General features: G+C 70.2%; 25 protein-coding genes. 15 read left to right on the top strand and 10 right to left on the bottom strand.

Features of this window, described 5'->3' with window-relative positions; all coding sequences use genetic code 11:
• Positions 1-3: 3 nt before the first annotated feature.
• The 5 genes from A37E_RS0112310 to dapF all read right to left on the bottom strand — a co-directional run bounded on the left by A37E_RS0112310 (position 4) and on the right by dapF (position 4,942).
• On the bottom strand, positions 4-927 hold the full coding sequence (locus tag A37E_RS0112310) for an SH3 domain-containing protein (RefSeq protein WP_029556863.1): 924 nt from the start codon (positions 925-927) through the stop codon (positions 4-6).
• Entirely contained in the window at positions 924-1,283 is a 360-nt protein-coding gene (locus A37E_RS0112305; protein WP_029556862.1) for a hypothetical protein, read from the bottom strand. Before A37E_RS0112305 ends, A37E_RS0112310 begins: the two co-directional genes overlap by 4 nt.
• Before the next feature lie 131 nt (positions 1,284-1,414).
• A complete protein-coding gene (gene ftsY / locus A37E_RS0112300) occupies positions 1,415-2,764 on the bottom strand; it encodes a signal recognition particle-docking protein FtsY (protein ID WP_029556861.1) in 1,350 nt (449 codons plus the stop codon).
• Between the two features lie 22 nt (positions 2,765-2,786).
• Positions 2,787-4,085 (bottom strand): tRNA (N(6)-L-threonylcarbamoyladenosine(37)-C(2))-methylthiotransferase MtaB, encoded by a 1,299-nt coding sequence (gene mtaB, locus A37E_RS0112295; protein WP_029556860.1) that lies wholly within the window; start codon positions 4,083-4,085, stop codon positions 2,787-2,789.
• A complete protein-coding gene (gene dapF / locus A37E_RS0112290) occupies positions 4,085-4,942 on the bottom strand; it encodes a diaminopimelate epimerase (RefSeq protein WP_029556859.1) in 858 nt (285 codons plus the stop codon). Before dapF ends, mtaB begins: the two co-directional genes overlap by 1 nt.
• Before the next feature lie 164 nt (positions 4,943-5,106).
• Here dapF and A37E_RS0112285 point away from each other — a divergent pair, with 164 nt between their 5' ends.
• The 4 genes from A37E_RS0112285 (at position 5,107) to A37E_RS0112260 (ending at position 9,043) form a co-directional block, all read left to right on the top strand.
• Positions 5,107-5,781, top strand: a complete 675-nt coding sequence (locus A37E_RS0112285; protein WP_081762507.1) for a GyrI-like domain-containing protein — start codon at positions 5,107-5,109, stop codon at positions 5,779-5,781.
• A 91-nt stretch (positions 5,782-5,872) separates the two neighbouring features.
• A complete protein-coding gene (locus A37E_RS25955; protein WP_051678975.1) occupies positions 5,873-7,861 on the top strand; it encodes a DUF3300 domain-containing protein in 1,989 nt (662 codons plus the stop codon).
• 175 nt (positions 7,862-8,036) lie between these two features.
• The gene (gene thpR, locus A37E_RS0112265) at positions 8,037-8,567 is read left to right on the top strand and encodes an RNA 2',3'-cyclic phosphodiesterase (RefSeq protein WP_029556856.1); all 531 of its coding nucleotides are present in this window, start codon (positions 8,037-8,039) and stop codon (positions 8,565-8,567) included.
• A 62-nt stretch (positions 8,568-8,629) separates the two neighbouring features.
• Entirely contained in the window at positions 8,630-9,043 is a 414-nt protein-coding gene (locus A37E_RS0112260; RefSeq protein WP_081837818.1) for a YkvA family protein, read from the top strand.
• Between the two features lie 3 nt (positions 9,044-9,046).
• Here A37E_RS0112260 and A37E_RS0112255 read toward each other — a convergent pair whose 3' ends face one another.
• Positions 9,047-10,027, bottom strand: coding sequence for an NADPH:quinone oxidoreductase family protein (locus A37E_RS0112255; protein ID WP_029556854.1), 981 nt, complete (start codon positions 10,025-10,027; stop codon positions 9,047-9,049).
• 338 nt (positions 10,028-10,365) lie between these two features.
• On the opposite strand from A37E_RS0112255, the gene A37E_RS0112250 reads away from it, so the two are divergent.
• Positions 10,366-10,887: an invasion associated locus B family protein gene (locus A37E_RS0112250; RefSeq protein ID WP_024277242.1), complete on the top strand. Its 522-nt coding sequence runs from the start codon at positions 10,366-10,368 to the stop codon at positions 10,885-10,887.
• Positions 10,888-11,006: 119 nt separating this feature from the next.
• Here A37E_RS0112250 and A37E_RS0112245 read toward each other — a convergent pair whose 3' ends face one another.
• Positions 11,007-11,423, bottom strand: coding sequence for a YidB family protein (locus A37E_RS0112245; RefSeq protein WP_024277241.1), 417 nt, complete (start codon positions 11,421-11,423; stop codon positions 11,007-11,009).
• Positions 11,424-11,604: 181 nt separating this feature from the next.
• On the opposite strand from A37E_RS0112245, the gene ccmI reads away from it, so the two are divergent.
• The 8 genes from ccmI (at position 11,605) to A37E_RS0112205 (ending at position 17,914) form a co-directional block, all read left to right on the top strand.
• Positions 11,605-12,756 carry a c-type cytochrome biogenesis protein CcmI gene (ccmI, locus tag A37E_RS0112240; protein WP_029556852.1) on the top strand — a complete coding sequence of 384 codons (1,152 nt, stop codon included), beginning with the start codon at positions 11,605-11,607 and terminating at the stop codon, positions 12,754-12,756.
• Positions 12,753-13,232: a cytochrome c maturation protein CcmE gene (gene ccmE, locus A37E_RS0112235; RefSeq protein ID WP_029556851.1), complete on the top strand. Its 480-nt coding sequence runs from the start codon at positions 12,753-12,755 to the stop codon at positions 13,230-13,232. The genes ccmI and ccmE overlap by 4 nt, the downstream gene beginning before the upstream one ends.
• Positions 13,233-13,235: 3 nt before the next feature.
• On the top strand, positions 13,236-15,224 hold the full coding sequence (locus A37E_RS0112230; protein ID WP_029556850.1) for a heme lyase CcmF/NrfE family subunit: 1,989 nt from the start codon (positions 13,236-13,238) through the stop codon (positions 15,222-15,224).
• 3 nt (positions 15,225-15,227) lie between these two features.
• Entirely contained in the window at positions 15,228-15,482 is a 255-nt protein-coding gene (locus A37E_RS0112225; protein WP_029556849.1) for a DUF4258 domain-containing protein, read from the top strand.
• Positions 15,479-15,670 carry a DUF2283 domain-containing protein gene (locus tag A37E_RS0112220; protein WP_029556848.1) on the top strand — a complete coding sequence of 64 codons (192 nt, stop codon included), beginning with the start codon at positions 15,479-15,481 and terminating at the stop codon, positions 15,668-15,670. The genes A37E_RS0112225 and A37E_RS0112220 overlap by 4 nt, the downstream gene beginning before the upstream one ends.
• 6 nt (positions 15,671-15,676) lie before the next feature.
• Positions 15,677-16,171, top strand: coding sequence for a cytochrome c-type biogenesis protein (locus A37E_RS0112215; protein WP_029556847.1), 495 nt, complete (start codon positions 15,677-15,679; stop codon positions 16,169-16,171).
• Positions 16,172-16,293: 122 nt separating this feature from the next.
• Positions 16,294-17,493, top strand: coding sequence for a 23S rRNA (adenine(2503)-C(2))-methyltransferase RlmN (gene rlmN, locus A37E_RS0112210; RefSeq protein ID WP_245279449.1), 1,200 nt, complete (start codon positions 16,294-16,296; stop codon positions 17,491-17,493).
• 28 nt (positions 17,494-17,521) lie between these two features.
• On the top strand, positions 17,522-17,914 hold the full coding sequence (locus A37E_RS0112205) for a VOC family protein (RefSeq protein ID WP_029556845.1): 393 nt from the start codon (positions 17,522-17,524) through the stop codon (positions 17,912-17,914).
• A 54-nt stretch (positions 17,915-17,968) separates the two neighbouring features.
• On the opposite strand, the gene A37E_RS26880 is transcribed toward A37E_RS0112205, so the two are convergent.
• Positions 17,969-18,151, bottom strand: coding sequence for a hypothetical protein (locus A37E_RS26880; protein WP_156026301.1), 183 nt, complete (start codon positions 18,149-18,151; stop codon positions 17,969-17,971).
• Positions 18,152-18,450: 299 nt separating this feature from the next.
• On the opposite strand from A37E_RS26880, the gene A37E_RS0112195 reads away from it, so the two are divergent.
• Positions 18,451-18,921: a hypothetical protein gene (locus A37E_RS0112195; protein WP_051678974.1), complete on the top strand. Its 471-nt coding sequence runs from the start codon at positions 18,451-18,453 to the stop codon at positions 18,919-18,921.
• A 71-nt stretch (positions 18,922-18,992) separates the two neighbouring features.
• Here the strand turns inward: A37E_RS0112195 and rpmB are convergent, their stop codons facing one another.
• Positions 18,993-19,289, bottom strand: a complete 297-nt coding sequence (gene rpmB, locus A37E_RS0112190; RefSeq protein ID WP_024277232.1) for a 50S ribosomal protein L28 — start codon at positions 19,287-19,289, stop codon at positions 18,993-18,995.
• A 225-nt stretch (positions 19,290-19,514) separates the two neighbouring features.
• Here rpmB and A37E_RS0112185 point away from each other — a divergent pair, with 225 nt between their 5' ends.
• Entirely contained in the window at positions 19,515-20,045 is a 531-nt protein-coding gene (locus tag A37E_RS0112185; RefSeq protein ID WP_197022967.1) for an RICIN domain-containing protein, read from the top strand.
• A 9-nt stretch (positions 20,046-20,054) separates the two neighbouring features.
• On the opposite strand, the gene A37E_RS0112180 is transcribed toward A37E_RS0112185, so the two are convergent.
• On the bottom strand, positions 20,055-20,975 hold the full coding sequence (locus A37E_RS0112180; protein ID WP_029556841.1) for a LysR family transcriptional regulator: 921 nt from the start codon (positions 20,973-20,975) through the stop codon (positions 20,055-20,057).
• Between the last annotated feature and the right edge of the window lie 66 nt (positions 20,976-21,041).

The following is a 21,041-nucleotide window of genomic DNA, read 5'->3' as shown; positions in this document are numbered from 1 at the left end:
TCCTCAGCTGCAGTTCGTGACCTGGTTGGAGCAGATGCCGCGCCACCAGCCGCGTTTGCCATCCCGGCTCTTGGTCAGCGCCCAGTTGGCGGAGCAGGCGTAAAGGCGCTCCAGCGTGCCGTCGATGGGCAGATTGCCGGAGGGGTCGGCCGCGTCGTCGCCGGGCGGGATGTCTTTGGAATCGACGCTCGGCGCCTGATGCAGGCGCATGACAGGCATCTGCGTGTTGGCATAGGCACCGCCCGCCTTGTCCGCCGGAATCCAGCCGGCGCCCTTGTAGGTCTTCGGGTAGGAGCGCGGCGGCGGATCATCGTAAGGCGCGCCGGGCGGGGTGGCGTTGCGGATGCGGAACCAGCCGTCCTTGTAGCCGGTGACCTCGAACTCCGCGTGCCAGCTGTCGTCCTCGCCCTGTCCCGACTCGGGCGTATGGCGCGGCGGGGCAAGGGTGCCGACCACCTTCGCCGTGGCCGAAGGCGCGGCGCGCACAGCAAGGCCCTTGCGGCTGGTGTCGATGGACCATGCCTTGATCTGGCAGGGCTCGACACCCGGCTCCGCCTTCTGCTTCGCCAGACCGGCAAGGATCTCCGCCTGCTCCTCCACAAAGGGATCGTCCCCGGCCGGGTCCTGTGGGGTGCGCGGGCGCACGGTGGCGGAGACGACCTTCCGGGCATCGCCCTCAGGCGTCAGCGTCACCTCCAGCACCTGCCCGGGCGGGAAGGCGCTGCCCGGCGTCCTGGGATCGTCCGCGCCAGCGGGAAAGACGGCGATCAGCGCCGTCTGCCCCAGCTCCCCCGCGCGCAGAACGCGGCCGGCCACCAGCGTCTTCGGCAGCTGCGCCGTGGCGGCGGCGACCCACGCCGGGTCTTCCGCGCGGGCCTCGCCCGCCAGCACAGGCACGGCAAGCGCGAGGAGGACGAGGCGCCTCATTGGGGCGCGATGATCTTCAGCGGGGTGGTGTAGGGCTCGACCCGCAGGCTGTCATTGCCGAGGATGCTCACGCGCGCCACCGGCGCCTGCTCCAGCGCCCCGTCGGCGGCCTTGCGCACCGCATAGCGCCAGAGCGTCACCTCACCCTTCCCCTTCAGCGCCTTGCCGATGGCGGTGACATCGCTGCCGCCGAGGGCCGCCACATCCTGCGGCGAGAGGCCGACGACGATCTCGTCCTTCACCGTGACGATCTTGAACAGCGGCGTCGTTTCCGCAGCAAAAGCCGCTCCGGAGAGGGCCAGAAGCGTCCCTGTGGCCAGCGAGAGGGAGAAGAGGCGTCGGGAAGACAGGGTCATTGCGGCGATCCTCGGGATGGCGCACGGCGGCGCTCAAGGCCGACATTTCCCGAGGAACGGCGGATTCGCAACCGCCGCGTGCCGAAACGGCAGCAGGGCGGCAGAGCGCTACCGCACAGGCGCGAAAGACCTCATTCCAGCCCGGCGATGGCCCGCGCGAAATCCCGCGCCGCGAACGGCTGGAGGTCGTCCTGCCCCTCGCCCACGCCGATGAGATGGATGGGCAGCTTGTGCTTCGCCGCGATGGCCACAAGGATGCCGCCGCGCGCCGTGCCGTCGAGCTTGGTCATGACGAGGCCGGTGACACCGGCGATGCGCGCGAAAGCCTCCACCTGCGAGAGCGCGTTCTGGCCCACGGTGGCGTCGAGCACGAGGAGCACCGCGTGCGGGGCGGTGGGCTCCTGCTTCCTGATGACCCGCACCACCTTTTCCAGCTCGGCCATCAGCTCGGCGCGGTTTTGCAGGCGGCCGGCGGTGTCGATCATCAATATGTCGGCGTTCTGGGCGCGCGCCTCGGTGATGGCGTCGTGGGCAACACCCGCCGCGTCCGCCCCCTGCTCGCGGGCGATGACGGTGGCGCCGGTGCGTTCGCCCCACACTTTCAGTTGCTCGATGGCGGCAGCGCGGAAGGTGTCGCCGGCGGCGAGCACAACCTTGCGGCCCTCGGCGCGCCACTGGGAGGCGAGCTTGCCGATGGTGGTGGTCTTGCCCGATCCGTTGACGCCCACCATCAGCAGGATGAACGGCTTGTGCGCGGTGTCCACCACCAGCGGCGTCGCCACCGGGGCGAGGATGCGCTCCACCTCGGCCGCGATGAGGCTCTTCACCTCCTCGGCCGAGATCATCTTGTCGTGCCGGCCGCGCCCCACGTCCTCGACGATGCGCATGGAGGTCTCGACGCCGAGATCGGCGCGGATCAGCACCTCCTCCAGCTCCTCCAGCGTCGCCGCATCGAGCTTGCGCTTGGAAACAAGGTCGGTGATGCCCTGCCCAAGGCTGGAGGCGGTGCGGGCAAGGCCCGAGGCGAGCCGGCTCCAGAACCCCTTGCGCGGCTCCGGGGCCGGGGCGGCTGTGGCGGCGGGCTCGGGCGACGGCGTGGGACGCTCGGGCGCGGGGGCTTCGGGCGCGACGGCCGGGGTCGGCTCAGGAGCGGGAATTTCGACCGGCTCAGGCTCCGCCTCGGCGACGGGCTCCGGCGCAGCCTCGGCGACCGGCTCGGGTTCGGCGGGCTCAAGCGCGGGGGCTTCGACGGGCGACGCGGCGACGGGCTCCGCCGGCGGCGCGGTAGGCTCCGCCGCAGCGTTCTCCACCGAGGTCGGCAGCGGCACGTCCGGCGCAACAGGCGCGGGCACGGCTTCCGCCGTATCGGGAACAGGCGCGTCGGGCGGCGGCGCAACCGGCGTTTCGGCCGCCGGCTCGCCCTTCAGCCAGCCCCAGAAGCCACGCTTCTTCTTGTCGTTTCCGCCGTCCTGCTGGCTCATGCCCGAGATCCCATGAAATGTGTCACGCCGCGATGAGCCGCGCGCCGTCGTGCCCGGCGATCCTGAGATCGGCGAGGCTGCCGCGCACGGCCGCGCCCGAGAGGCGCACCGGGGTGAAATGTTCGGTATGTCCGCGCCCGCCGGCCTCCACCAGCACCGTGCGGCGGCGGCCGACTTCGGCCGACAGGTGCCGGCGCAGCAGCCCTGCCCCGGTCTCGCGCAGCCGCGCCGCGCGCTCGGCCACCAGCGCCGGGGCGAGTTGGGGCATGCGGGCCGCCGCCGTGCCCGGCCGGGCGGAAAAGGGGAAGGCGTGGAGGAAGGCGAGGCCCGCCTCCTCCGCGAAGTCGCGCGTGGCGCGGGCCTGCGCCTCGGTCTCGGTGGGAAAGCCGGCGATGATGTCGGCGCCCAGCACCACGTCCGGCCGCGCCTGCCGCAGCGCGGCGATGAAGGCCAGCGCCTCGGCCCGGCTGTGGCGGCGCTTCATGCGCTTCAAGATGAGGTCGTCGCCGGACTGGAGCGAGAGGTGCAGATGCGGCATCAGCCGCTCTTCCTCGGCGAGGGCGCGCATCAGTTCGGCATCCGCCTCCACCGCGTCGATGGAGGAGAGGCGCAGCCGCTTCAGCTCCGGCACGCCGGCGAGCACCGCCCGCACCAACCGCCCGAGGGTCGGCGCGCCCGGAAGGTCGGCGCCGTAAGCGGTGAGATCGACGCCGGTCAGCACCACCTCGCCATGGCCGCTTGCGACGAGCCGCGCCACCTGCGCCACCACCGCGCCCATGGGCACGCTGCGCGAGGGGCCGCGCCCGAACGGGATGATGCAGAAAGTGCAGCGGTGGTCGCAGCCGTTCTGCACCTCCACGAAGGCACGGGTATGCCCCTCGAACCGGTCGGCGAGATGGGGCGTCGCCTCGCGCACGGCGGAAATGTCCTGGACCTGCACCTTCTGCTCGGCGCTGATGCCGAAATCGAGGCGGGAAGCGAGCATCTGGCGGGCGCCCGCCCACGTCTCGACGCCGGTCTTGGCCGCATTGCCGAGCACGAGGTCCACCTCGTCCATGCCGGCGAAGGTGGCGGGCTCGGTCTGGGCGGCGCATCCGGTGACGACGATGCGGAGGGACGGATCGCGCCGACGGGCACGGCGGATGGCCTGCCGCGCCTGCCGCACGGCCTCGGCCGTCACGGCGCAGGTGTTCACCACGAAGGCGCGCTCCAGCCCCGCGGCCGCAGCGGCGCGGGCGATACCGTCACCTTCCAGCGCGTTCAGGCGACAGCCGAAATTGACCACTTCCACGCTGGCTTGCACGCCCGGCCCCTCCGCCATCAGGCGGCCTCCCCCAGCATGGCAGGGGTGAGGGTGCCGGCGAACTCGTGCTCCACGGGGCCGGTCATCAGCACGTGGCCGTCGCTCTCGCGCCATTCGATCTCCAGCGGCCCGCCGGGCAGCGTCACCGTGACGGCCCGGCCGGTGCGGCCGGTGCGAACGGCGGCGACGCCGGTGGCGCAGGCGGCGGTGCCGCAGGCCCGCGTGCGGCCGGCGCCGCGTTCCCACACATGCAGCAGGATGCGATCCGGCGCGGTGAGGCTGGCGAAGGAGATGTTGGCGCGCTCGGGGAAGAGCGGATGGTGCTCCAGCGCGGCGCCGAGGCCTTCCACATCCATGGCGTCCGCGTCGGGGACGAAGAAAATGGCGTGGGGGTTGCCCATGCTCACCATCACCGCCGGCCCGAGAGTCTCGAAGCCGGGCACGAGAATGGAAGCGGTATCGCCCACGTCTTGAGCCAGCGGAATGTCGCGCCAGCCGAGGCGGGGGGCGCCCATGTCCACCTTCACCTGCCCGTCCGGGCGCACGGTGCAGTCGAGCAGCCCCGCCTCGCTCTCGAACAGAACGTGGGGCGTGCCGGTGCGCTCGGCCTCCAGCGCGGCGATGCAGCGGGTGCCGTTGCCGCAGGCGGCGGAAAGCGAGCCGTCATTGTTGAGGATGCGTACGAAGGCGGCGGTGTCGGCGCGGCGCGGGGGATAGAGCACCATGGCCTGGTCGAACGGCAGGACCGAGGGCCGCGCCAGCGCCCGCGCGGCGGCGGGCGGCACCTCCACCGGATCGGCGCGCAGGTCGAGGACGAGGATCTCGTTGCCGAGACCGTTCATCTTCACGAAGGGGCGGTGGCTGAGCGGGTTCACGGGCGTCCGGGCTGTCCGACAAGGTCTTTGCCCTATATGGCGCCGTTCCGTCCATCACACCACCCCCGCGCCGCCCGCAAGGCGCCGCAATCACGCCGAACTGCGCCATGAGAACATGCTAGACAGAGTGCGTCGCGGCCCTTCGGCCCGCGGGAGGATGGACGATGACGGGCGTTTGGGGGACGAGGCTCGGACGGGCGGCGGTTGTTTTCGGGCTCATGATGGCGCTGGCGGCTCCCGCGGTCGCGCAGGCGCCCAAGGATGCCCCGCAGAAGGATGCTCCGCAGAAGGGGCAGGACACGCTGACCCCGCCGCCGGTGGTGGACCCGAAGAAGGTGGAAACGACGCCCGTCACACCCGGCGCGCCCGCCGCATCCACCTTTGCGCCGGACGAACTGACGCTGTCGCCCGTGCCGGTGCTGACGCTCTCGGGCTCGTCCTCGTGGGAAGACGCCTATGACAAGCTGGTGGAGGCCGTCCGCAAGGCCGACACCGAGCTGAAGCGGCTGGGCCTGACGCGGGCCGGCCAAGTGTTCGTCATGTACACCACCAGCGACGACCGCGGCTTCGACTATGAGGTGCAGGTGCCGTTCTCGGGCACCACCACGCAGAAGCCGGCGGAGCCCATGAAGCTCGGCGGCTCCTTCGCGGGCAAGGTGCTGCGGTTCGTCCATACCGGCTCGTTCGGCGACATGGACAATACCTACGAGCAGATCGCCAATTATCTCGACGAAAAGAACGTCGAGCAGAACGACCTCTATATCGAGCGTTACCGCACCGACCTCCTGACCGCCTCCCCGGAGGCCCTTGAGATCGAAATCCTCGTGCCCCTGCCCTGAGCAGACACCCCGAGAAAATAGAGCAACATCAAGGAACGACGGCGCCCGCGGATCTAACCTAGGGTCAAAGCGCCGCCACAAGGAGGGCCGCATGGGTGGCATATCCGTAAGAAACTGCGTCAAGGGGCGGACGGGAAACCTCTCGCGCATCGCACTCGCGGCGGTGTTCGGCTGGTCCACCATCTATCCCGCCCTCGCCCAGAACCCGCCTCCCGGCCCGCAGGGCGCACAGGGCTATCCGCAGGGAGGGCCTCCGGCCGTCCAGCCCGGCGCCGTCCCGCCGCCGCAGGGCCAGCCGCTGCCGCCGCCCCAGCCGGGCGATCAGGTGCAGCCGGCCTATTCGCTCAGCGAGCTCGAGTACCTGCTCGGCCCGGTGGCGCTCTATCCGGACCCGCTGCTCGCCATCCTGTTCCCGGCGACCCTGTTCCCGGAACAATTGGTGGAAGCCTACAACTGGATCGTCGCCAATCCCGGCCTCGTGCAGGAGCGCAACTTCACAGCTGTGGATGCCTTCAACTGGGATTCCTCGGTGAAGGCGCTGGTCCGCTTTCCGGACGTGGTCACGCTCCTCCATGAGCACATGGAATGGTCGGAATCCCTCGGCCTCGCCTTCTCGACCCAGCCGCAGGACGTCTCCAACACCATCCAGATGCTGCGCGCCAAGGCGCAGGCCGTCGGCAACCTGCAGACGACGCCGCAGCAGGTGGTGACGACGCAGGAAGTCCCCGCCAGCAGCGGCGGCAGCGGCCCCGCGCGCACCATCTACATCCAGCCGGCCGATCCCGAGCGGATCTACGTGCCGGCCTATGACAGCTCGGAGGTCTTCACCACCTTCGCCACAGGTGCGCTCGCGTTCGGCGCCGGCGTGCTGGTCGGCTCCTACTGGAACAACAACTGGGGCTGGAACAACCGGCCTTGGAATTCGGTGTGGGTCGTGCCGCCGCGCTGGGTGCGCCCGCCCTACTGGGGTCCGGGCTGGGGTGGCCGTCCGCCGGCATGGGGTCCGGGACCGTGGGTTCCCGGCCGTCCCGGCTTCCCGCCGCCGGTCCGTCCCGGCTGGCCGGGTGGCCCCGGAGGTCCCGGTCGTCCGGGCTGGCCCGGTGGTCCTGGTGGCCCCGGCGGTCCCGGTTGGCCGGGTGGACCGGGTGTACCCGGTCGTCCTGGCTGGCCCGGAGGACCTGGTGGTCCCGGTGGACCCGGTGGACCCGGCCGTCCCGGAATGCCCGGATATCCGGGTGGACCGGGCGTCGGTCCCGGCCGGCCCGGTATGCCGCTTGTTCCCGGAGCCCCCGGCCGTCCGGGCTATCCCGGGGGTCCCGGCCGTCCCGGCACGCCCGGCTATCCCGGCGGACCCGGCGTCGGACCCGGCCGTCCCGGAATGCCGCTTGTTCCCGGAGCCCCCGGCCGTCCGGGCTATCCCGGTGGTCCGGGCCGTCCCGGCACGCCCGGCTATCCCGGTGGACCCGGCGTTGGTCCCGGCCGTCCCGGTATGCCCGTCGTTCCCGGCACGCCTGGCCGTCCGGGCTATCCCGGGGCGGGACCGGGTCGTCCCGGCTATCCCGGCACACCCGGCGTCGGCCCCGGCCGTCCCGGTCGCCCCGGCATGCCCGGCAATATCCCCGGCCAGCCCGGCGGCCCCGGTGTGGGTCCGGGCCGTCCCGGATATCCCGGCACCCCAGGTGTCGGCCCCGGTCGGCCCGGCCGTCCCGGCCAGCCCGGTGTTCCGGGCGCTGGACCGAACCGTCCCGGTTATCCGAATGCCGGCCCGAACCGGCCCGGCTATCCGAACGCGGGTCCCAACCGGCCCAACCGGCCGTCGGTCCAGCCGAACCGGCCGGCCAACCGTCCCGCCAACGTGCGGCCGCAGAACCGGCCGCAACAGGTTCGCCCGCAGCAGCGGCCCCAGCAGATGCGACCCCAGCAAAGGCCGCAGCAGATGCGCCCGCAACAGCGGCCCCAGCAGATGCGGCCTCAGCAACGGCCGCAGCAGATGAGGCCCCAGCAGATGCGTCCGCAGCCGCGGGCCATGCCGCAGCAGCGGGCGGCGCCGCAGAACCGCCCGCGGCCCGGCCAGCGCTGAGCCCTAGACATTCCGCCCGGCTTCGGCCGGGCGGTTTGTTTCAGCGCCGCCGAAGACGGGGCAGAGCCCTTTCCTTCGGCGCGCGAATCTCCTTCACTGGAAGCGTTGGGCCCGCGGTTGCGCCGCGGTTCCTCGTGAGACCGGCCCCGTTCCGCCGGCCATCGCGGAGGGTTCAATGCCGCGACTGTTCACCGCCATCGAGATCCCCCCCGAGGTGGGGCTCGACCTCTCCATGCTGCGAGGCGGGCTGTCCGGCGCGCGCTGGATCGATTCCGAGAACTATCACGTCACCCTGCGCTTCATCGGCGACGTGGACGACGCCACAGGCCGCGACATCATGCTGATGCTCGGGCAGGTGCGCCGCCCCGCCTTCGATATCGCGCTGGACGGGCTGGACCAGTTCGGCGGCCACAAGCCGCGCGCCGTGTTCGCGGCCGTGAAGGCCAATGCGGCGCTTATGGAGCTGCAGGCCGAGCAGGAGCGCATCATGCAGCGGCTCGGCCTCGGTGCCGAGCGCAACTACAAGCCCCACGTCACCCTCGCCCGGCTCCGGGATGCGTCCTCGCGGCAGGTGGCAGATTACCTTGCCGCGCGCGGCTCCTTCCGCACCCCGCCGTTCCACGTGCCGCGCTTCGTGCTGTTCTCCTCGCGGGATTCGGTGGGCGGCGGCCCCTACCTCGTCGAAGCGGCCTACCCTCTCCTGTAGGGCGCCCCTCTGTAGGACGACCCGCCTCTTGCAGCGCTGTGCGCGGTCCCCATTTCATTGGCATGACCACGCACACGCTGAACTCCGACGATTTCGACCGCCTCTCGGGCGCCGAGCGGGACAAGGCCGCGCAAGACGAGGCCAGCGTCCGCAAGGGCTTCTGGAAGAAGATGCGCGGCGCCGCCCGCCACGTCCCCTTCGCCGAGGACGCGGTGGCGAGCTATTACGCCGCCTTCGACCGCGAGACGCCGCTGCGCGTGCGGGCGACGCTGCTCGGCGCGCTGGCCTATTTCGTCCTGCCGTTCGACATCGCGCCGGATTTCCTGCCGCTCGTGGGCTTCGGCGACGATGCCGCCGTGCTCATGGGCGCGCTGAAGCTGCTCTCCGGCCACGTGAAGCCCGAGCATTATGAAGCGGCCAAGGCAGCCCTCGATCCCGACCATCAGGCGAGCGGGGAGGAAGGCCGCCCGGCCTGAGCTTCAGTCCGCCACGGTCAGCACCACCTTGCCCTTCACCCGGCGCCCGGAAATTTCGCCGAGGGCCTCGGCGCAGTGTTCCAGCGGGAAGGTCTTGTCCACGTGCGCGGAGATGCGCCCGTCACGGGCATAGCCCATCAGCTCGGCCACCGCGTCGCGGAGCCAGCCGGGATTGGCCCGGGCATGGGCACCGAAGGCGACGCCGCGCATGTCGCAATTCTTCACCAGCAGCAGGTTGAGCGGGATCTTCGGGATTTCACCCGCGGCGAAGCCCACCACCAGGAAGCGGCCGAGCGAGCCCAGCGCGCGCAGGGCCTGCTCCGCCATGTCGCCGCCCACGGGGTCGTAGATCACGTCCAGCCCCTTCTCGCCGCCGAACGCCTTGAGCGCGGCCTTGAGGTCGCCGGAGGCATAGTCGAAGCCTTCGTCCGCGCCATGCTCCTGGGCGAAGCGCACCTTCTCCGGCGAGGAGGCGCAGGCGATGATGCGCGCCCCGAGCACCCGGCCGAGCTCCACCGCCGCAAGCCCGACGCCGCCCGAGGCGCCGAGCACGGCGAGCCGCTCACCCGCCTTCAGTTCGCCGCGGTCCCTGAGGGCATAGAGCGCCGTGCCGTAGGTGACGATGAGGCCGGCGGCCTTCACGAGGTCGACGTCGTCCGGAACCTTGGCCAGGAACTGGGCCGGTGCCGCGACATACGCGCGCGCCGCGCCGTAGGTCTGATAGCCGCACACCCGGTCGCCCACGGCAAAGCCGGTCACGCCCGCGCCCAGGGCCGCCACATGGCCGGCATATTCCGCGCCGGGGGAGAAGGGCAGCTCGGGCTTCACCTGGTAGAGATCGCGGATGATGAGCGTGTCGAAGAAATTGAGGCCGATGGCCGCGACCTTCACCAGAACCTCGCCGGGACCGGGCACCGGCAGCGGCAGGTCGCGAATCTCGAGGGTTTCGGGGGCACCATGGCGCGCGCACACCACCGCTTTCATGAACGCTCCTTCTCTCCCGCGTGACGGGATCGGATTACCAAAAATTAACCCAAACGGGCGGAAGCACGGGGTAAACACGCCCTTCCGCGACGGCACCGGCCCCTTACGATCCCTGCGCCTTGCGCTTCACCGAGCGGCCGGACAGTCTCGCAAAGTCCCATGGCGCAACGAATCGGGCGACTTCGCACGTCCGGCGCATTGAGCGGAGCCGAGCCTTTGGGTTAGGAAAACGCAAGACCACCCCGCCATTTTTTTGACCGCCTGCCTCGCTACCCGACAGCCGGCGGCCAGCCTGAAGTCCGATTGCCTTAAAGGGCCCCAGCGATTTAGGAGAAGCCATGACGCTTCCTCGTGTCCATCCTGCACTCCTGGGCGTGTTCCTCGCCTGCGCCGCAGCCGTCCCGGCCGTCGCGCAGGGTCAGCCTCAGTCGAAAGCGGTGGCGCAGTTCGGCGACTGGAGCGTCTACGTCTCCACCTCCAGTCCGAAGGTCTGCTACGCCATCTCCCAGCCGAAGACCCGCGCGCCCGAGGGCCTGAAGCGCGATCCGGCCTATTTCTTCATCTCCACCCGTCCCGGTGAGAACGTGAAGAACGAAGTGACCGTCACCATGGGCTTCCCCCTGAAGGAGGGCTCGGACGCCACCCTGACGGTCGGCAACGCGACGCTCCAGCTCTACACCAAGGATCAGGGCGCCTGGGTGCGCAACGTGGCGGACGAATCCAAGCTCGTGGAAGCCATGAAGCGCGGCAAGGACCTCACGGTCGCCTCCACCTCCCTGCGCGGCAACGTGACCACCGACAAATATTCGCTGGTCGGCCTCGGCCAGGCCATCGATCGGGTGGCGCAGGAGTGCAAGTGAACGACGTCGTTTGAACGACGTCGGCTGAGCGGATGCCGCTGAGCGCGTTCAGGTGATGCGGAAGGGACGGGCCAAGCCCGTCCCGGAAATCACCGTCCCAATCGTCACCGGCCGGGCAATCACCGCCCGGGAAGTTCCAGCACGCCGTTGGGGCTGAAGCGGTCGATGATGGCCGGCAGGTGCTTGGCCAGCAGTTCCGGCAGCATCTCCGGCTGGAGGCCCAGCCCGTTCGCGATGGCGGTGAGAGGTTCGGCGCCAAGCGCGTTGACGATCTCGTCCGCGCTCACCGGCACGTTGGGGCCGGTGGACAGCCAGCTCTCCACCTCGTGGGCAAGCCCTGCCTCGTGCAGTTGCGCCAGCACGCCCTCGATGCTGCCATAAGGCGTCTTCGCCAGTGCGCCGTCGAGGATGCCGGGCAGCGCCGAGGCCATGGGGCCGCTGAGCAGCGTGTCGATGAGGGCGCCGGCGCCCTCCGGACCGGCGCGTCCGAGCATGTTGGAGAGCATGCTGCCCGCCATCTGATCGAACAGGCCCATCCCCATCTCCTCCTGCTGCGCTGCACGATGCGGCGCACTTCGGGTTGGTGTACCGGATCGCCCGAGCGGTGTCGATCTGGCGTGGATCGGTCACGAATGCCTGATCGCCTGCGGCTCCGCGCCGCTGGGACGGCGTGTGACCTATGCACGACGATCGTCAGCCGCTAACGGCTCGCAGGTGATGATCCCACTCCCTCTGTTCACGGCCCTCGCCCTCATGACCGCCGTCGCGGCCCTCGCCGTGCTGTGGCCGCTGTCGCGCGCCCGCACCATGAAGGCGACACGGGAGGCGGACCTCGCGGTTTATCGCGACCAGCTGGCCGAGCTTGCCCGCGATGCCAAGTCCGGCCGCCTGCCCGCCGCCGAGGCGGAGGCCGCGCGCATCGAGGTGGCCCGGCGGATGCTGGCCGCCGACGCAGCGGCCGATGCCGCCTCCGCCGACCCTGCGGTCGCCGGCCGGCGCCGGCGCGCGGCAGCCATCGTGGCGCTGGTCTTCGTGCCCGTCTGTGCCGCCGCGCTCTATGCTTTCATGGGCTCACCCGGCATCCCCGGCGCGCCCCTCGCCGAGCGCCTGTCGGCGGCGCCGGATCGCAGCGACGTCGCGATCCTGGTGCGCCGCGTGGAGGAACACCTCCAGAAGAACCCCAATGACGGGCAGGGCTATGAAATCCTCGCCCCCATCTATCTGCGCCTTGGCCGGCCGGAGGATTCCGCCCGCGCCTACGGTGAAGCCATCCGCATCCTCGGCCCCACCGCCGAGCGCCTGTCGGCACGCGGCGACGCGCTTGTCGTGGCGGCGGACGGCCTCGTCACCGCAGACGCCGCCAAGGCCTTCGCCGCCGCGCTCGCGCTGAACCCGGACGAGCCGCGCGCCGCCTATTTCCTCGGCCTCGCCGCCGAGCAGGACGGTCGCGCGCAGGATGCGGCGCGCATCTGGAGCGAGCTGCTTGCCCGCACGCCGGCTTCGGCCCCCTACCGGCCCGTGGTGGCAGAGGCGCTGGCCCGCGTCGGTGGCACGGCTCCGCCCGCAGCCGCTTCCCCTGCGACACCTGGTCCCGGTGCCGCCGATGTCAATGCGGCCGCCCAAATGTCGCCGCAGGACCGGAACGCCATGATACGTGGCATGGTGGACCGTCTCGCCGCCCGGCTCGACAAGGAGCCGAACGACATCGACGGCTGGGAGCGGCTGATCCGCGCCTACGGCGTGCTCGGCGACAAGGACAAGGCGGACGCCGCGCTCAAGACGGCGCGCGCCGCCTTCAAGGACGATCCGGCGGCCCTCGCCCGTCTCGACGCGGCGGAGAAGGCTCTGCCGACAGGAGGAAAAGGATGACGCGCAAGCAGCGCAGGCTGATCCTCATCGGCGCCGGACTCGGCGTGCTCGCGCTCGCTGCCGGCCTCATCCTCTCGGCGCTCAACGACACCATCGTCTTCTTCCGCACCCCCACCGAGGTGGCGCAGAAGCAGGTGACGCCGGGCGCCCGCCTCAGACTCGGCGGACTGGTGGAGACCGGCAGCGTGGTAAAGGCCGGCACGCTCACCACCTTCTCCATTACCGACGGCAACGCCGCGGTGAAGGTCGCCTATCAGGGCATCCTGCCGGACCTGTTCCGCGAGGGTCAGGGTGTGGTGGCCGAGGGCGCGTTGCAGCCGGACGGCCAGTTCAAGGCCGACAGCGTGCTCGCCAAGCACGACGAGAAATACATGCCCCGCGAGGTCGCCGACGCGCTGAAGCAGCAGGGTCTGTGGAAGGACGGCGCGCCCGCGCCGGGCGCCGCCTCCCCCTCCACCCGCCAGCCCGGGAGCTGAGGCATGATCGCCGAGATCGGACAATACGCCCTCGCCCTCGCCTTCGCGCTGGCCCTCGCGCAGGTGATCCTGCCCGGCTGGGGCGCGACGCGGAGCGATGCGGTGCTGATGGGGTCGGCAGGGCCGATCGCCCTCGCGCTGTTCGGCTTCGTCGCCTTCGCGTTCGGCGCGCTGGTGCAGCTCTACGTCACCTCCGACTTCACGGTGGTGAACGTGGTGGAGAATTCCCACTCCCAGATGCCGCTCATCTACCGCGTGACCTCCACCTGGGGGAATCACGAAGGTTCCATGCTGCTGTGGGTCTTCGTGCTCGCCATCTTCGGCGCGCTGGTGGTGGTGTTCGGTGCCAACCTGCCGGACCGGCTGAAGGCGCTGGTGCTGTCGGTGCAGGGCGCCGTGGCGTCGGCTTTCCTCTCCTTCATCCTGTTCACCTCCAACCCGTTCGCGCGGATCGTGCCGCCGCCGGCCGAGGGGCGCAGCCTCAATCCCATCCTCCAGGACCCCGGCCTCGCCATCCATCCGCCGTTGCTCTATCTCGGCTATGTGGGGCTCTCCATCTCCTTCTCCTTCGCCATCGCGGCGCTGATCGAGGGGCGGATCGACGCTGCCTGGGCGCGCTGGGTGCGTCCCTGGACGCTGGCGGCCTGGGTGTTCCTCACGCTGGGCATCGCGGTCGGCTCCTACTGGGCCTATTACGAATTGGGCTGGGGCGGCTGGTGGTTCTGGGACCCGGTGGAAAACGCCTCCCTGATGCCGTGGCTCGCCGCCACCGCGCTCTTGCATTCCGCCGTGGTGATGGAGAAGCGCGACGCGCTGAAGGTGTGGACCATCCTCCTCGCCATCCTCGCCTTCTCGCTGTCGCTGGTGGGCACCTTCCTGGTGCGCTCGGGGGTGCTGACCTCGGTGCATGCCTTCGCCACCGATCCGGCGCGCGGCGTGTTCATCCTCGGCATCCTCACCTTCTTCATCGCCGGCGGGCTCGCTCTGTTCGCCTTCCGCGCCTCGGAGCTGAAGCAGGGCGGCCTCTTCGCGCCCATCTCGCGGGAGGGGGCGCTGGTGTTCAACAACCTGTTCCTCACCGCGGCAGCGGCGGCGGTGCTGGTGGGAACGCTCTATCCGCTGGCGCTTGAAGCCTTCACCGGCGCCAAGATCACGGTCGGCCCGCCCTACTTCAATCTGGTGTTCGGCGGGCTGATGCTGCCCCTCATCTTCGCCATGCCGTTCGGCCCGCTGCTGGCCTGGAAGCGGGGCGACATCCTGGGCGCGGCGCAGCGGCTGATGCTCGCCGCGGGCCTCGCCATCGTGGCGGCAGTGGTGACGGCGGCCGCGACCACAGGCGGCCCGGTTCTGGCGCCGCTTGCGGTGGGCCTTGCCGCCTTCATCATGCTCGGCGCCCTGACCGACCTCGCCGAACGTGCCGGCCTCGGCCGGGTGGGGGCGAAGGTGGCTCTGGCCCGGCTCGCCGGCGTGCCCCGCTCGGCCTATGGCACGGCCATCGCCCATTTCGGCGTGGGCGTGTGCCTGCTCGGCATCGTCTGCGAGACCTCTTGGAGCCTTGAGAAGATCGCGGCGGTGAAGCTCGGCGACACCATCACCATCGGCTCGCGCACCCTCACCCTCGACCGGCTGGAAAACCGCACCGGGCCGAACTTCCGCGCCCGCACCGCCGTGTTCTCCATCCGCGACGGCGACGTCCCGGAAGGCACCGTCGAAGCCTCCCGCCGCACCTTCGCCGCGCGGCAGATGGCGACCACCGAGGCGGGCCTGCGCACCTTCGGCTTCAGCCAGCTCTATGTGAGCATGGCCGAGGAAGCCGCCGACGGCCACGTCTCCGTCCGCGCCACCTTCAAGCCGTTCGTGACGCTGATCTGGCTCGGCGCGGTGGTGATGGCGCTGGGCGGCGTGCTCTCCCTCGCCGACCGGCGCCTGCGGGTGGGCGCCCCACGCCCGGCGGCGAAGAAGCAGCGGCAAGCCGTGGCGCCGGCGGAGTAGGCCGTGGCGCCGCGCATACGGCTCGCGCAGCATGCCGAGGTGGTCATGCGCGAGCGCGATATCGCCTCCGCGTGGATCGAGCGAACCCTCGCCGCGCCGGACTGGGATGTGGAGGATCCAAACGATCCCACGCTGCGGCGATCCTATGCCGCCATTGCCGAGCGCGGCGGCCGCATCCTGCGCGTAGTATATCGACCCGACGAGACGGACATCTTCGTTGTGACCGTCTTTTTCGACCGCGGAGCGCGACGGCCATGAAAGTGGACTACGATAAAGAGACGGACGCCATGTTCGTCCGCTTTGCCACGGGCGCCATCGTGGAGAGCGAGGAAGTCTCGCCCGGCATTGTCCTTGATTTCGATGCCGAAGGGCGGATCGTGGCGATGGAAGTGCTCGACGCGCGCAAGCGGCTTGCGCCCGGCGCCGTCCCCTCGGCGGCGGAGTAGACGGGTATGGCACAGAACACGCGCACGCTCCTCGCCTCCTTCCTCCTCCTGCTCTCCCTCGGCGCGCCGGCCTTCGCCGTGCAGCCGGACGAGGTGCTGGGCGATCCGGTGATGGAGAGCCGGGCGCGGACCATTTCGGCGGAACTGCGCTGCATGGTCTGCCAGAACCAGTCCATCGACGATTCCGACGCCCCGCTGGCCAAAGACCTGCGCATCATCGTGCGCGAGCGGCTGAAGGCGGGCGACAGCGACAGCCAGGTGCTGGACTTCATGGTGGCCCGCTACGGCGAGTTCGTGCTGCTCCGCCCGCGCATGTCCTGGCGCAACGCGCTTTTGTGGGGCGCGCCTATCCTTGTGCTGCTGCTGGGCGGCTTCGGCGCCATCCTCGCCATGCGCCGCCGCAGCGCCGCGCCCCCGGCCCCGCGCCTTTCGGCGGCCGAGGAGGCCCGGCTGAAGGCGCTGCTCGCCGAGGGCGACGGGGCCGGCCCGACCAAGCCCTGAGGCGGACGCGGGACGGCTCCCGCATTCTTCCCGTGGAAAGGTGGGCCGCGAGGGATTATGTGTGGCGGATGATGCCCACGCCCGAAACCATGCCTGAAGCCACGCTCACGCCTGAAACCGCCATGCCGCCCATGGCTCCCGAGGCCGCGCCGGCGCCTGCGCGCGCGTCCCTCGTCGGCCTCGACCGGGACAAGCTCGGGGATGCGCTCGACGCCATCGGCGTCAAGGGCTCGGAGCGGCGCATGCGCGTGAACCAGCTCTGGCACTGGATCTACCTGCGCGGCGCCCTCGACTTCTCGGAGATGACCAACGTCTCCAAGCACCTGCGCGCGCGGCTGGAGGAGGCCTATACCCTCGCCCGGCCCGAGATCGTGGCCGAGCAGGTCTCGCAGGACGGCACCCGCAAGTGGCTGCTGCGCTTCCCGGCCGATCATCCCGGCGAGCGGCCCCACGACATCGAGACGGTCTACATCCCCGAGAGCGACCGCGGCACCCTGTGCGTCTCCTCGCAGGTGGGCTGCACCCTCAACTGCTCCTTCTGCCACACCGGCACCCAGCGCCTCGTGCGCAACCTCACCGCGGCAGAGATCGTGGCGCAGGTGATGGTGGCCCGTGACCGGCTGGGCGACTATCCCGGCCGCGAGCGTGCCGTCGGCCCCGGCCTGCCCACCGAGGGCGACCGGCTCGTCACCAATATCGTCTTCATGGGCATGGGCGAGCCGCTCTATGCCTATGACAGCGTGAAGGAAGCCATCGAGACCCTTTCGGACGGCGACGGCCTCGGCCTCGGCAAACGGCGCATCACCGTATCCACCTCCGGCGTGGTGCCGGAGATCGAGCGGCTGGGCTCCGAGGTCGGCCCCATGCTCGCCATCTCGCTGCACGCCGTGCGCGACGATCTGCGCGACGTGCTGGTGCCCATCAACAAGAAATACCCCATCAGGGAGCTGATGGAGGCCTGCCGCACCTACCCGGCCGCCTCCAACGCCAAGCGCATCACCTTCGAATACGTGATGCTGAAGGGCGTGAACGACTCGCCCGCCGACGCCCGCGCGCTGGTGAAGCTGCTCGAAGGCGTGCCGGCCAAGATCAACCTCATCCCGTTCAATCCCTGGCCCGGCACGCAATATGAGTGCTCGGACTGGGAGACCATCGAGCGCTTCTCGGACATCGTGTTCCGCGCCGGCTATGCGAGCCCGGTGCGCACGCCGCGCGGACGCGACATCCTCGCCGCCTGCGGCCAACTCAAGAGCGAGAGCGAGAAGCTGACCGCCCGCGAGCGCCTCGCCTATCGCGCCATGATGGCCCAGGCAGAGGATTAGCCCCCACCCCTTTCCGGAGACGCGTGCCATGCTCGACCATGTGGGGATCTCGGTGCGCGACGTGTCGCGCTCCCGCGCCTTCTACCTCGCGGCGCTGGCGCCCCTCGGCTACGGCATCCTCATGGAGGCGAGCCCGCCGGGCGGCCATACCTATATCGGCTTCGGCGTGATCGGCTCCGGCAAGCCGGACTTCTGGATCGGCGATGCGCCGGTCGCCACCGGGCACCTGCATCTGGCCTTCGCAGCGAAAGACCGCGTGGTAGTGGATGCCTTCTACGCCGCCGCCATCGCCGCCGGTGCGCGGGACAATGGCGCGCCGGGCCTGCGGCCGCACTATCATCCCAACTATTACGGGGCTTTCGTGTTCGACCCGGACGGGCTGAACGTGGAAGCCGTCTGCCACATGCCCGAGACCGCCTGAGCCCATGGACAACTTGGTCCGCCTGCTGCTGCGCTTCGTTCTGGTACCGCTCGGCTATTTCGCGTCGGTGATCGCCGGGGCGTGCGTGATCCTCATAGGCGAATGGCGCATCGGCACGCTGTTCACCGCCGACGATCCCAATGTACGGGCGTGGGGCATCATCATCGCCATCGTCACCACTGTCGTGGTGCTGTTCCTGCTGCTGATGCTCATGTGGCTGGTGGCGGCGGTGGGCATCCTGTTCTCGGAGGCCTTCGCCATCCGCTCGTGGATGTTCCACGTGGCCAACGGCGTGGTCTCGGCCTGGATCGGCGCCCAGCTCTTCTCACCCAGCGATGGCGCACCGGCGGTGGCGGGCGATCCCTTCTATGTGGTGGCGGCGGGCCTTGCCGGCGGGCTCGCCTATTGGCTGGTGGCGGGCTCCACAGCGGGCTTCTTCAAGCCCATTCTGCGCTCCCCCGCCGAGCGGGCCGGCACCCTGCCCCGCCGCCGCGCCGGCCGGACCTGTCGCCGCCGTCCCCTGAGTCGCCCCCCAGATGAGCCCCGCCGCCGACGACCCCGGTGCGGCCCGGCGCACGGGTCGTCTGGCGTTGGCCTATCTCGCGTCCGTCCTCGTCACCGTAAGCCTGCTGCCGCTCGTGGGCGCCGCCATGGACCGGATAGCGCCCGCGCCCGGCACGTCCGAGGGGCTGGCGCTGTATTATGGCGTGGCGATCGCGTCCGCCGGCTTCGCCTACCTGCTGGCGGCCGTGTGCGGACTTGCGCCGGCAATGGTGTGGATGGCCATCTCGGAGCGGAAAAGCCTGCGCCACCCGCTGGCCCATGTGGCGGCGGGCGCGATCTGGGCCGCGGCAGGCTGGTTGGGCTTCTCCCTCGTCACCGATTCTCTCGGCGATCCGCTGCTGGCGCGGGTGACGATGGACCTTCTCATCGCCGGTGCCGGCGGCGGCCTTGCCTATTGGGCGGTGGCCGGGCGCAGCGCGGGCGGCAGCACGCCCCTTCGCTGAGGAATGCACGCACGACGAAAAACCGCGGACGTTGCCGTCCGCGGTTCAAAACGTCTCGGAAAGCCGAAAGCTCAGGCCGCGGCAGCGGCCGCGACGGCCTTGGCGATCTGGCGCTTGAGGTCGAGGGCGACGGGAGACAGCTCCTCGTCGCGGGCCTTGGCGAGGAAGGCGTCGAGGCCACCACGGTGGTCCACGCTCTTCAGCGCATTGGCGCTGACGCGCAGGCGCACGGAACGCTTCAGCGTCTCGCTCTCCAGCGTCACGTTGCACAGGTTCGGCAGGAACCGGCGCTTGGTCTTGCGGTTCGAGTGGCTCACGAGGTTGCCGCTCTGAACCCCCTTGCCGGTCAGGTCACACCGCCGGGACATGGCGAAAGTCCTTTTTTCTTCGTATGGCGCGGGGAACGCGTCGGGGCCAGAAGACCCGCGTGCACTCACCCGCTCTATCGGGAAGCGGCTCGTATAGGGGGAGAGGGGGAGCCAGTCAAGGTGCGGAGCATATTGCGCCCGCCCGCCCCCTGCTGTGAGAATGACGTTACGGTCAGGCTCGACGGGGAACAAGGGTCGGGCTTCACGGCCTGGATGGGGGATTTCATGAAGTTCGGAAACTGGCTGTTCGCCGCCGCTCTGTCGACGGCGGGGATTTTCTGCGCGGGCGAGGCGAGCGCGCAGGGCAGGTTCATCGTCAACCAGCTCTCGGGCAAGTGCATCGATGTCTCGGGTGCGCCCGGCGTCAAGAACGGCTCCCCGCTGATCCTTTATACCTGCGAGTTCTCCGCGCTGAACCCTAACGGGTCGCCCACCGACCAGATGTGGGAAATCCTGCCCCAGGGCTTCATCCGCAACGCCCTCTCCGGCAAGTGCATCGACGTGCCCGGCGCCCCCGGCATCAAGGCCGGCACGGCGCTGATCCTTTATGATTGCGAGCTTTCAGGTAAGAACCCCAACGGCTCGACCACCGACCAGCAGTGGCAGTTCACCAAGGAGGGCTTGATCCGCCACAAGCTGTCCGGCCTCTGCCTCGACGTGAAGGGTACGCCTGCCTCCAACAACGGCGCGCGCCTCCAGCTTGCGACGTGCGAGGTGGCCGGAGGGCCGTCTGACCAGTACTGGCGCCTCAAGTAGCGCCCGCCCTCACCCCGGCATCAGCACGCCCCTGCCCTTCTGCGCCGCCTCGGCGATGAAGTCGGCGGCCACGCGGATGCGGGCGAGGTCGCGCGTGTCGGCGTGGGTGAGGAGCCAGAAGGTGCGCGTGAGGCCCACCTCCGTGGGCAGGATGGGCACCAGCCCTTCCGGCCCCTCGCCCGCGAACAGGTCGGCCATGAAGCAGGGCAGCACGCATACGCCGGCGCCCGCGCGGGTGGCGGTCATCTGGGCGACGAGGCTGGAGCTTTTCAGCCGCACCCTGAGGTCCTTGGCCACCAGCGGCACGTAATCCAGCTCGGGCGCATAGATCAGGTCGTCCACATAGCCGATGAAACGGTGGCGCTGGAGCGCGGCGCGGCTCTCGATGGCGCCATGCTTCTCCAGATAGGCGCGGGCGGCATAGAGGCCGAGCCGGTAGTCCGTGAGCTTCCTCGCATGGAGCCGCCCCTCCTTGGGCCGGGACAGCGAGATGGCGATGTCGGCCTCGCGCTTCGACAGGGAGAACAGGCGCGGCATGGCGAGGAGCTGGATGTCCAGCTCCGGATGCAGATCGGACAATGCGCCGATGCGCGGGGCGAGGAAGAAGGTGCCGAAGCCATCCGGCGCCCCGATCCGAACCGTGCCGGAGACGCCGAGGTCCGATCCGGCGATCTCGCCCTGCGCGGAAAGCGCCAGCGTCTCCATGCCCTCGGCGGCGGCGAGCAGGCGATCCCCGGCGGCGGTCAGCGCATAGCCGTGGGGGCGCCGGTCGAACAGCTTCGCCCCCAGCGCCGTCTCCAGCGCGGCGATGCGCCGGCTCACGGTGGAGTGCTCCACCTTCAGCCGCGCCGCCGCCACCGTGAGCCGCCCGGCCCGCGCCACCGCGAGGAAGAAGGTGAGGTCGGACCACTCGAAATCGCCGCCGGGCATGGCTCTCAGGACTGTGAAAGGGCGCACATCAATGGTGCGGAGATTGCCGTAGCTGTGCACAAAAAG

This window comes from Xanthobacter sp. 91 (assembly GCF_000702385.1).
GTDB classification, from domain to species: Bacteria; Pseudomonadota; Alphaproteobacteria; order Rhizobiales; family Xanthobacteraceae; genus Xanthobacter; species Xanthobacter aminoxidans.
This window is presented reverse-complemented; position numbering and strand designations above follow the sequence as displayed.

Excerpts from the sequence above, each read along its gene's own strand:
- ccmE (WP_029556851.1), top strand. The coding sequence starts at position 12,753 with ATGACGCGCAAGCAGCGCAGGCTGATCCTCATCGGCGCCGGACTCGGC.
- A37E_RS0112230 (WP_029556850.1), top strand. The coding sequence starts at position 13,236 with ATGATCGCCGAGATCGGACAATACGCCCTCGCCCTCGCCTTCGCGCTG.
- A37E_RS0112185 (WP_197022967.1), top strand. The coding sequence starts at position 19,515 with ATGAAGTTCGGAAACTGGCTGTTCGCCGCCGCTCTGTCGACGGCGGGG.
- A37E_RS0112285 (WP_081762507.1), top strand. The coding sequence starts at position 5,107 with ATGACGGGCGTTTGGGGGACGAGGCTCGGACGGGCGGCGGTTGTTTTC.
- ccmI (WP_029556852.1), top strand. The coding sequence starts at position 11,605 with ATGATCCCACTCCCTCTGTTCACGGCCCTCGCCCTCATGACCGCCGTC.
- A37E_RS0112305 (WP_029556862.1), bottom strand. The coding sequence starts at position 1,283 with ATGACCCTGTCTTCCCGACGCCTCTTCTCCCTCTCGCTGGCCACAGGG.
- A37E_RS0112220 (WP_029556848.1), top strand. The coding sequence starts at position 15,479 with ATGAAAGTGGACTACGATAAAGAGACGGACGCCATGTTCGTCCGCTTT.
- A37E_RS0112245 (WP_024277241.1), bottom strand. The coding sequence starts at position 11,423 with ATGGGCCTGTTCGATCAGATGGCGGGCAGCATGCTCTCCAACATGCTC.
- A37E_RS25955 (WP_051678975.1), top strand. The coding sequence starts at position 5,873 with ATGGGTGGCATATCCGTAAGAAACTGCGTCAAGGGGCGGACGGGAAAC.
- A37E_RS0112195 (WP_051678974.1), top strand. The coding sequence starts at position 18,451 with ATGAGCCCCGCCGCCGACGACCCCGGTGCGGCCCGGCGCACGGGTCGT.
- A37E_RS0112215 (WP_029556847.1), top strand. The coding sequence starts at position 15,677 with ATGGCACAGAACACGCGCACGCTCCTCGCCTCCTTCCTCCTCCTGCTC.
- thpR (WP_029556856.1), top strand. The coding sequence starts at position 8,037 with ATGCCGCGACTGTTCACCGCCATCGAGATCCCCCCCGAGGTGGGGCTC.
- mtaB (WP_029556860.1), bottom strand. The coding sequence starts at position 4,085 with ATGGCGGAGGGGCCGGGCGTGCAAGCCAGCGTGGAAGTGGTCAATTTC.
- rpmB (WP_024277232.1), bottom strand. The coding sequence starts at position 19,289 with ATGTCCCGGCGGTGTGACCTGACCGGCAAGGGGGTTCAGAGCGGCAAC.
- A37E_RS0112180 (WP_029556841.1), bottom strand. The coding sequence starts at position 20,975 with ATGCCCGGCGGCGATTTCGAGTGGTCCGACCTCACCTTCTTCCTCGCG.
- A37E_RS0112205 (WP_029556845.1), top strand. The coding sequence starts at position 17,522 with ATGCTCGACCATGTGGGGATCTCGGTGCGCGACGTGTCGCGCTCCCGC.
- ftsY (WP_029556861.1), bottom strand. The coding sequence starts at position 2,764 with ATGAGCCAGCAGGACGGCGGAAACGACAAGAAGAAGCGTGGCTTCTGG.
- A37E_RS0112250 (WP_024277242.1), top strand. The coding sequence starts at position 10,366 with ATGACGCTTCCTCGTGTCCATCCTGCACTCCTGGGCGTGTTCCTCGCC.
- A37E_RS0112310 (WP_029556863.1), bottom strand. The coding sequence starts at position 927 with ATGAGGCGCCTCGTCCTCCTCGCGCTTGCCGTGCCTGTGCTGGCGGGC.
- A37E_RS0112255 (WP_029556854.1), bottom strand. The coding sequence starts at position 10,027 with ATGAAAGCGGTGGTGTGCGCGCGCCATGGTGCCCCCGAAACCCTCGAG.
- A37E_RS26880 (WP_156026301.1), bottom strand. The coding sequence starts at position 18,151 with ATGCCCACCGCCGCCACCAGCCACATGAGCATCAGCAGCAGGAACAGC.
- A37E_RS0112260 (WP_081837818.1), top strand. The coding sequence starts at position 8,630 with ATGACCACGCACACGCTGAACTCCGACGATTTCGACCGCCTCTCGGGC.
- rlmN (WP_245279449.1), top strand. The coding sequence starts at position 16,294 with ATGCCGCCCATGGCTCCCGAGGCCGCGCCGGCGCCTGCGCGCGCGTCC.